We start from the raw sequence: 283 nt of genomic DNA on the forward strand, positions 1-283 counted from the left end.
AAGTGATGATGTAGTAACCTACACACCAAACCCAGGATACAATGGAACAGATACGTTTGAATATACAGTATGTGATAACGCAACACCAACACCAAACTGTGATACAGCAGAAGTAGAGGTAAGCATAGCACCAATTGTAGACGTAGAAGACGATACAACAACAACAGACGAAGACACACCAGTAGTGGTAGATGTTTATGATAACGATAACGACATCCCAACAGATGGTACAATCGCAATCACAACACCACCAACCAATGGAACCGTAGTCATAACAGATCCA

Annotated in this window: 1 protein-coding gene; it reads left to right on the top strand. The window is 41.3% G+C overall.

What is annotated here, in order from left to right:
- Positions 1-283 (top strand): Ig-like domain-containing protein (locus ACVC5O_RS01410; RefSeq protein ID WP_452219676.1); only part of this gene is annotated, 283 nt, incomplete at both ends.

The sequence above is a fragment of the Lacinutrix salivirga genome (assembly GCF_053604675.1).